This is a genomic window from Prolinoborus fasciculus (assembly GCF_056724605.1).
Window position 1 is genome coordinate 1 of sequence record NZ_JBWZQN010000098.1, and the last position, 6729, is coordinate 6729.

Here is a 6729-nt window from a genome sequence, read left to right on the forward strand (position 1 = left end):
GCTGGCGACCATAGCAAGAGTGAACCACCTGATCCCTTCCCGAACTCAGAAGTGAAACCTCTTAGCGCTGATGGTAGTGTGGGGTTACCCATGTGAGAGTAAGTCATCGCCAGCTCATTATTCGAAAATCCCCCTCCGCTAAGGCAGAGGGGGATTTTTTTGTGCGTGGAATTTTAGATAAGATATTTAACATATCTATATCTCAAAGTTGATCAGATTCTTCTGAGACAGAGAATTCCTGTTAATTTGTTTGACCTATTGGGATCTCTGTAAAACTAGCGCTATAAGAGTTTACAAGCTGATCTTATAAACCTTACAAAATAAAAAACCAGCGAATCGCTGGTTTTTTATTGCAGACTATTTTAGCCAAACACGCGCATTACGGCTGCGATTAATACCCAAAGAATGACAATCGCCACGATGGGTTCAACAATCTTTGCCCATGTTGGGGTATTGATAACAATGACTTCTTCGACATCTTGATGCTGCTGATTCTGGCTTACCATTTGATTAAACTCCTTCATTGATGTTTCCAATGATAGCTCTTCTTGCACAATTGGTTTAGAGCCTTTGAGTTCTGTTAGCTTGTTTGTTGTCCAAACCCAATCATCTGCTTGACCAGATAAATGTTCAATTTGCCCGGTCAGTAATTCCTGAATGCTATGGATATTATGGTTGCCGGTATCATGCAGTTGTTTTAATTCAATAAGCTGTAAATGAAAAATTTCTGAAGTGCTGTGCTCAAGCTGGGCTCGATCCAGAGTAGATTGATTTTCCGGACTGGTAGCGAGATGACGCACGATTTCCAGGATATATAATTCATCAGGATGATTGATTTCATTATAAATTTTTTGTGGGTTATGACGCCATTCAGTAATAAGTTTTCCTAAAGTTAAGGCATTGATTTCTGATATATATTTTCGTCTTTCTTCTTTTGTATATTCTTTTAGAAGCTCAGGCTTTTGAGTCTCTATCTGTTCAACAAAATATTGTACTAAATCAAAAGCCATTCACTTGCTCCATTATTTTTAATCTAATAGTCTTAAAGTTGGTTTTTTCTTTGGTTGTTCAGTTTGTTCTTCAGTGCTTGATTTTAAAGCATCTTCATCATTTTGTGTATGCTCATATTCACCTGGATCAAAGAATAAACCTTGACTATTTTCACGTGCATAAATGCCGAGTACTGCTGCCATAGGCACATAAATATCACGAGAAACGCCACCAAAGCGAGCCGAGAAGCTAATGGCATCATTGCTCATATGCAGCGCATGCACGGCATGTGGCACAATATTCAGAACAATCTGTCCATCTTTAATAAACTGCTCAGGAACCATGGTATTTGGGCGTGTGGCATCCACCAGCAGGTAAGGCGTCATATTGTTATCGCAAACCCACTCATAGATTGCACGTGCCATATAGGGACGGGTAGGGCTAAGGTTGAATTCTTGTTCGGACATGATGTTTCTCTATGGATGTTTGAGTTGCACTGAATAACGGTTCTTTTCCTGCAATGTCATGGATTTTACAAAGGCAGGACGACTAAAAATTCGTTGGCAATATAAATAAAACGGACGGCATTGCTGCTGTGGTAATTCTACGCCCATCTGTTTCAGACGGATAAAAATTGGTGCCAGCATACAATCCAGGATACTAAATTGTTCAGACATAAAATAGGGAAAATGTTGGAATAGTGGCATCAATGAAATCAGGATATCCTGTAACTGTTTTTGTGCCTGAGCTTTGGCTTTCTTATCCAGCGTATCAGGATGGCGTAACATGATATCAGCCAGCTTCAGCCAGTCATTTTCAAAGCGCCAGATGTATTGTCGTTGCTCTGCCCGGGGCATCGGAGCATCGGCATACAGTTTGTTCTGACGATAACGATCATCTACATATTCAGAGATAATTGAAGTATTAAATAATTTGAGTTCATTTTCGATCAGCATCGGCAATTGATTATAAGGATTGAGACTGGCCAGATCCTCATCATCGGCATCCACCAAAATCAGGTTATATTTAATCTGTTTTTCGGTAAGCACATAGCGAATCCAATGGGAACGAAAGTCATCGGCATGACTATAGAGAGTGATTCCTTGAAGAGGCGCGCTTTCGACTGACATAAATCCTGATGAGCTTCTAATGAATAGACTAGGATACTAAAATTCAACCTAAAAAGCACCAAGCATCAAAGATCAATCGGCTTGAGCCGAGGTAGATTATAAGAAAAACAACTGGAGGAAAATAAGATGCTGATCAAGCTTCCTGTCATTTTGCTGTTTATCTGTATTGGGATCGCAAATTATTATTTGATGAAGTCATTCTGGTGTCATGAAGGGGTGTGGGGTAAGGATGTGCATGAACAATAACAAGGAAAAAGGTCTAAATTACCAATTAACTACCATAAAAAAACCCTGGAAAATCCAGGGTTTTTTGTCCGAGTCGGTAAACGAATTAACGTTTAGAGAACTGAGGACGTTTACGAGCTTTACGTAAACCAAGTTTCTTACGTTCAACTTCACGAGCATCACGAGTAACGAAACCAGCTTGACGAAGAGCAGGTTTTAAAGTTTCGTCAGAAGCGATCAATGCACGAGTAATACCGTGACGGATAGCGCCTGCTTGACCACCAATACCACCACCAGCAACAGTGATGTAAAGGTCATATTTGTCAGTAGCTTCAAGAAGCTCAAGTGGTTGGTTAACAACCATACGAGCAGTTTCACGACCGAAATACTGTTCAAGAGTACGGTTGTTAATTACGAGTTTACCAGTACCAGCTGATAGGAAAACACGTGCAGTTGCGGTCTTACGGCGACCTGTACCATAATTAGTAGCCATGTGCTGTTATCCCTTAGATGTCCAAAACTTGTGGCTGTTGAGCAGCGTGTGGATGCTCAGTACCTGCATACACTTTCATTTTCTTGATCATTGCATAACCAAGAGGACCTTTAGGTAACATACCTTTAACAGCTTTTTCTAGAACTGCTTCTGGTTTGTGAGCGATTAACTTTTCAAAGTTAGTCTCACGGATACCACCAGGGAAACCAGTGTGGCGATAGTATTTCTTATCTTGTGACTTTTTACCAGTCACAGTGATTTCTTCAGCATTGATAACAACGATGTAGTCGCCAGTGTCAACGTGAGGAGTATAAGAAGTTTTATGCTTACCGCGTAAACGACGAGCGATTTCAGTCGCAAGGCGACCTAAAGTTTTGCCAGAAGCATCAACAACGTACCAGTCGTGTTGAACTTCAGCTGGCTTAGCGCTGAGAGTTTTCATTAAACCACTACCTATTATAGTTGGTTTGGACTATGGAATCTGTCCAAACTAAAGGAGACGCGATTCTAAACGAATACGTGAAGAATCACAAATGAAAATTAAAATTTCAAGCGCTGTATTTTATCTAATCTCCCTGGTGAAAGAAAGACCTAAGCCTTTATATGCTACAAAAACTGCAACTATATTTGTAACCATAGTTTCAATGGTATCAAAATATTGATTTATAAGTACTCTTTGCAATGATTACTACAGCGTAGGCGTGATCGGGTTATAATATTTCTCAGCTTTGCCAAATTGAGAAGATGATGCTGCCTTTATATGTCACCAGTGGGGAACCTGCCGGAATTGGTCCTGATATTTGCCTGAGTCTTGCAGATCGTGTTGATGAGCGCCCAATTGTGGTGTTGGCGGATATTCATATGCTCGAGCAACGTGTTCAGATACTCAAATTATCGGTTGAGCTGATTGAATATCAAGGACAGGAGTCATCTTCAGGCATCGGTCAGCTATTTGTAGAGCATGTTCCCGTGCAGCAAGACGTCGTATTGGGTGAGCTGAATCCGAACAATGCGGCTTATGTACTGGAGCAACTGCGTCGATCCGCAGACTATGCCATGTCAGGAAAAAGTGTCGGCGTCGCGACTGCGCCTGTACAAAAGTCCGTGATAAATGAAGCGGGCATTTCTTTTAGTGGTCATACCGAGTATTACCAGGAATTTGCTGGTGTTCCACGTGTAGTCATGATGCTGGCCACCAAAACTTTACGCGTGGCCTTGGCCACTACCCATCTTCCGCTTCGTGCTGTGGCAGATGCAATTACCCCTGAGCGCTTGCATCAGGTGATTGATATTCTGATTCACGATCTGAAATCCAAATTCAAGATTGAACAGCCGAAGATACTGGTTTGCGGTTTAAATCCGCATGCCGGTGAGGGCGGTTATTTGGGGATGGAAGAAATTGAAGTGATCAATCCGGTACTCGAAAGCTATCGTGCTCAAGGTATCAACATGAGTTTAAGCCTACCTGCTGATACTTTATTTACTCCAGAAAACCTAAAAGATGCTGATGCTGTTCTGGCGATGTATCACGATCAAGGTTTACCTGTGTTAAAATCACAGGGTTTTGGTGAAGCCATTAATATTACCCTCGGCTTACCGTTTATTCGAACTTCTGTTGATCATGGCACAGCACTCTCCCTTGCGGGGACGGGACTTGCGAAAAGTTCCAGCCTGCACGTTGCTGTCGATTTAGCCCTCGATCTGGCGCGCCACTGATTATTGTTCATCACTCACGTTGGAAATGTTTTTATGTATCAAATTAATGCCTTAAACCCAAAAGATGAAGGGCATCAGGCTCGAAAAAGATTTGGTCAAAACTTTTTACATGACCAGCGTGTCATTGCCAAAATTGTACGCTCAGTCAATCCGCGTCCAGGTCAGAACATCCTGGAAATTGGCCCGGGTCTGGCCGCTTTGACCTCACCTTTAATTGGTGAATGTGATGCCTTAACTGTACTTGAACTGGATCGTGATCTGGCGGCAGGTCTGCCGGGTCGTGTACCACATCCGGAACGTTTAACCATTATTGAAGCCGATGCATTGAGATATGATTATTCTCAATTGTTCAAGGAAGATCGTCCATTACGTGTCGTCGGTAACTTGCCCTATAATATTTCAACGCCACTGTTATTCCATCTCCTGGAATTTGGTGACAAAGTGCAAGACATGCATTTCATGCTGCAAAAAGAAGTGGTAGACCGTATTACCGCATCACCCAATACCAAAGAATATGGCCGTCTGTCGGTGATGATTCAATATTTCTGTAAACCGACTTTCTTGTTCGAAGTACCACCAGGATCTTTTAATCCGCCACCAAAAGTGACTTCAGCAGTATTCCGTTTAGAGCCTTATAAAGTTAAACCGATTGTGGCGAAGAATGAAAAAGCATTGGCACGACTGGTATCGCATGTATTTACCCAGCGTCGTAAAACCCTGCGTAACAGCTTGAAAGGTATGCTGATCGAAGATGGTTTTGAAAAAGCGGGTGTTGATCCGATGGCACGTCCAGAAACTCTGACACTTGAACAGTTTGTTGCACTTTCAGATCAAATGGTGGCTTAAATTACGATGAACCGTACTGCTCGATATAATTATGTGATTGGGGATGTTCAAGGCTGTTTTGAGGCTTTGAAAGCTTTACTCAAGGAAATCCAGTTTGATGCAGAACAAGATTTTATCTGGTTTGCTGGAGATTTGGTTGCACGTGGTGAAAACTCAATTGCAGCGTTGCGGTTTATCAAAAAGCTGGCTGAGCAAGGTGCGGCTGCGGCGGTCTTGGGAAATCATGATTTGACTTTGCTGGCTTATGCCCGCGGCATCAAACCGGTGAAAGAAAAAGACAATGTTCGTGATGTGATTGATGCGATCGACAGTGATGACTTGATTGACTGGCTGCGCAAACAGCCAATGTGTCTATTTCCAAATGAGCAGACTATCCTGACGCATGCTGGGATTCCGAATATCTGGAGTGCAGAAAAAACTGCTCAATTGGCACAAGAAGTCGAAGCGATCATTGCTCATGATGACTTCGAGGTGCTGGATGATTTTCTGAAAGAAATGTTCGGGAAAGAACCCGCACTTTGGTCGGATCAGCTACAAGGCCATGAACGTATTCGCTGTATCGTGAACTACCTCACCCGAATGCGTTTAACTGACGCTGAGGGACGTCTGGAATACAGCTTTAAAGATGCGCTGGATGATCCGATGCCGGAAGGTTTTAAACCTTGGTTTGAGTTTGAATCACAGGCCGCACAAACTCATCAGATCCTGTTTGGTCACTGGGCCGCCTTGAATGGTAAAACCATTTCGAACAAGATTCAGAATGTAGATGGCGGTTGTGTCTGGGGTAATCAACTGATAGCATTCCGCCTAGAAGATCAGCAGATGTTTGCAGTGGACAATCCGGCGATGTAAGCACATTCCATAAAAAAGCCACGTGATTACGTGGCTTTTTAGTTTTAAAATTTAGTCTGCTCGAATCCAGGTCTGGTTACGGCCTAGAACTGAAACGCCAATACTGGCACGTAAGGTTAAACGTTTACCGGTATTGTTTAAACGCATTTTTGCATCATAAATTTTACCTGCCAATGGGTCGATAATACGACCTTTGTCATAATTCTTGGTACCTTCAACCAGTTTTAGGCCTTTTAAAATGGTCATGCCTAAAATAGGCTGATTGGTATAAGGTGCAGGGCAGTTATTGCATTTTTCACGTGGATTATAGTCTGGGCGAGGCGTGATTTTTACAATTTTGCCTGAATAGGTAACCTGAGTTCGATGAAATATTTTAGCTTTTTAGCAAGTTTTGGAAAGTTGGCTTATTTGGATTTAAGCAATAAGCCACTATAGCAGCCATAATATTCACCATAAAGTTATTCACCGAACGATGAC

9 protein-coding genes and 1 rRNA gene are annotated in these 6729 nt (G+C 42.2%); 4 read left to right on the forward strand and 6 right to left on the reverse strand.

What is annotated here, in order from left to right; genetic code table 11:
• Window positions 1-115: ribosomal RNA gene (rrf, locus tag AC1P5O_RS15865) — 5S ribosomal RNA — on the forward strand.
• Window positions 116-362: 247 nt separating this feature from the next.
• On the opposite strand, the gene AC1P5O_RS15870 is transcribed toward rrf, so the two are convergent.
• From AC1P5O_RS15870 to rplM, 5 genes are all read right to left on the reverse strand, one after another.
• Window positions 363-1010: a hypothetical protein gene (locus AC1P5O_RS15870; protein ID WP_121980318.1), complete on the reverse strand. Its 648-nt coding sequence runs from the start codon at window positions 1008-1010 to the stop codon at window positions 363-365.
• An 18-nt stretch (window positions 1011-1028) separates the two neighbouring features.
• Window positions 1029-1457 (reverse strand): ClpXP protease specificity-enhancing factor, encoded by a 429-nt coding sequence (locus AC1P5O_RS15875; protein WP_005248014.1) that lies wholly within the window; start codon window positions 1455-1457, stop codon window positions 1029-1031.
• 9 nt (window positions 1458-1466) lie between these two features.
• Entirely contained in the window at window positions 1467-2120 is a 654-nt protein-coding gene (locus AC1P5O_RS15880; protein WP_005248012.1) for a glutathione S-transferase N-terminal domain-containing protein, read from the reverse strand.
• A gap of 331 nt (window positions 2121-2451) precedes the next feature.
• Window positions 2452-2838 carry a 30S ribosomal protein S9 gene (gene rpsI / locus AC1P5O_RS15885; RefSeq protein ID WP_004281681.1) on the reverse strand — a complete coding sequence of 129 codons (387 nt, stop codon included), beginning with the start codon at window positions 2836-2838 and terminating at the stop codon, window positions 2452-2454.
• A 13-nt stretch (window positions 2839-2851) separates the two neighbouring features.
• Window positions 2852-3280 carry a 50S ribosomal protein L13 gene (gene rplM / locus AC1P5O_RS15890; protein WP_004281682.1) on the reverse strand — a complete coding sequence of 143 codons (429 nt, stop codon included), beginning with the start codon at window positions 3278-3280 and terminating at the stop codon, window positions 2852-2854.
• 302 nt (window positions 3281-3582) lie between these two features.
• Between rplM and pdxA the strand changes: the two genes are divergently transcribed.
• The 3 genes from pdxA to AC1P5O_RS15905 are packed head-to-tail and all read left to right on the forward strand — an operon-like array spanning window position 3583 to window position 6252.
• Window positions 3583-4554 carry a 4-hydroxythreonine-4-phosphate dehydrogenase PdxA gene (gene pdxA, locus AC1P5O_RS15895; protein WP_318270627.1) on the forward strand — a complete coding sequence of 324 codons (972 nt, stop codon included), beginning with the start codon at window positions 3583-3585 and terminating at the stop codon, window positions 4552-4554.
• Window positions 4555-4587: 33 nt separating this feature from the next.
• On the forward strand, window positions 4588-5400 hold the full coding sequence (rsmA, locus tag AC1P5O_RS15900) for a 16S rRNA (adenine(1518)-N(6)/adenine(1519)-N(6))-dimethyltransferase RsmA (RefSeq protein ID WP_121980316.1): 813 nt from the start codon (window positions 4588-4590) through the stop codon (window positions 5398-5400).
• Between the two features lie 6 nt (window positions 5401-5406).
• Window positions 5407-6252 carry a symmetrical bis(5'-nucleosyl)-tetraphosphatase gene (locus AC1P5O_RS15905; protein WP_121980315.1) on the forward strand — a complete coding sequence of 282 codons (846 nt, stop codon included), beginning with the start codon at window positions 5407-5409 and terminating at the stop codon, window positions 6250-6252.
• Between the two features lie 51 nt (window positions 6253-6303).
• Here the strand turns inward: AC1P5O_RS15905 and AC1P5O_RS15910 are convergent, their stop codons facing one another.
• Window positions 6304-6624: a DUF2147 domain-containing protein gene (locus tag AC1P5O_RS15910; protein ID WP_318270628.1), complete on the reverse strand. Its 321-nt coding sequence runs from the start codon at window positions 6622-6624 to the stop codon at window positions 6304-6306.
• Window positions 6625-6729 lie beyond the last annotated feature (105 nt).

Coding starts and splice junctions, on each gene's coding strand:
- AC1P5O_RS15870 (WP_121980318.1), bottom strand. CDS start 1,010: ATGGCTTTTGATTTAGTACAATATTTTGTTGAACAGATAGAGACTCAA.
- AC1P5O_RS15875 (WP_005248014.1), bottom strand. CDS start 1,457: ATGTCCGAACAAGAATTCAACCTTAGCCCTACCCGTCCCTATATGGCA.
- AC1P5O_RS15880 (WP_005248012.1), bottom strand. CDS start 2,120: ATGTCAGTCGAAAGCGCGCCTCTTCAAGGAATCACTCTCTATAGTCAT.
- rpsI (WP_004281681.1), bottom strand. CDS start 2,838: ATGGCTACTAATTATGGTACAGGTCGCCGTAAGACCGCAACTGCACGT.
- rplM (WP_004281682.1), bottom strand. CDS start 3,280: ATGAAAACTCTCAGCGCTAAGCCAGCTGAAGTTCAACACGACTGGTAC.
- pdxA (WP_318270627.1), top strand. CDS start 3,583: ATGATGCTGCCTTTATATGTCACCAGTGGGGAACCTGCCGGAATTGGT.
- rsmA (WP_121980316.1), top strand. CDS start 4,588: ATGTATCAAATTAATGCCTTAAACCCAAAAGATGAAGGGCATCAGGCT.
- AC1P5O_RS15905 (WP_121980315.1), top strand. CDS start 5,407: ATGAACCGTACTGCTCGATATAATTATGTGATTGGGGATGTTCAAGGC.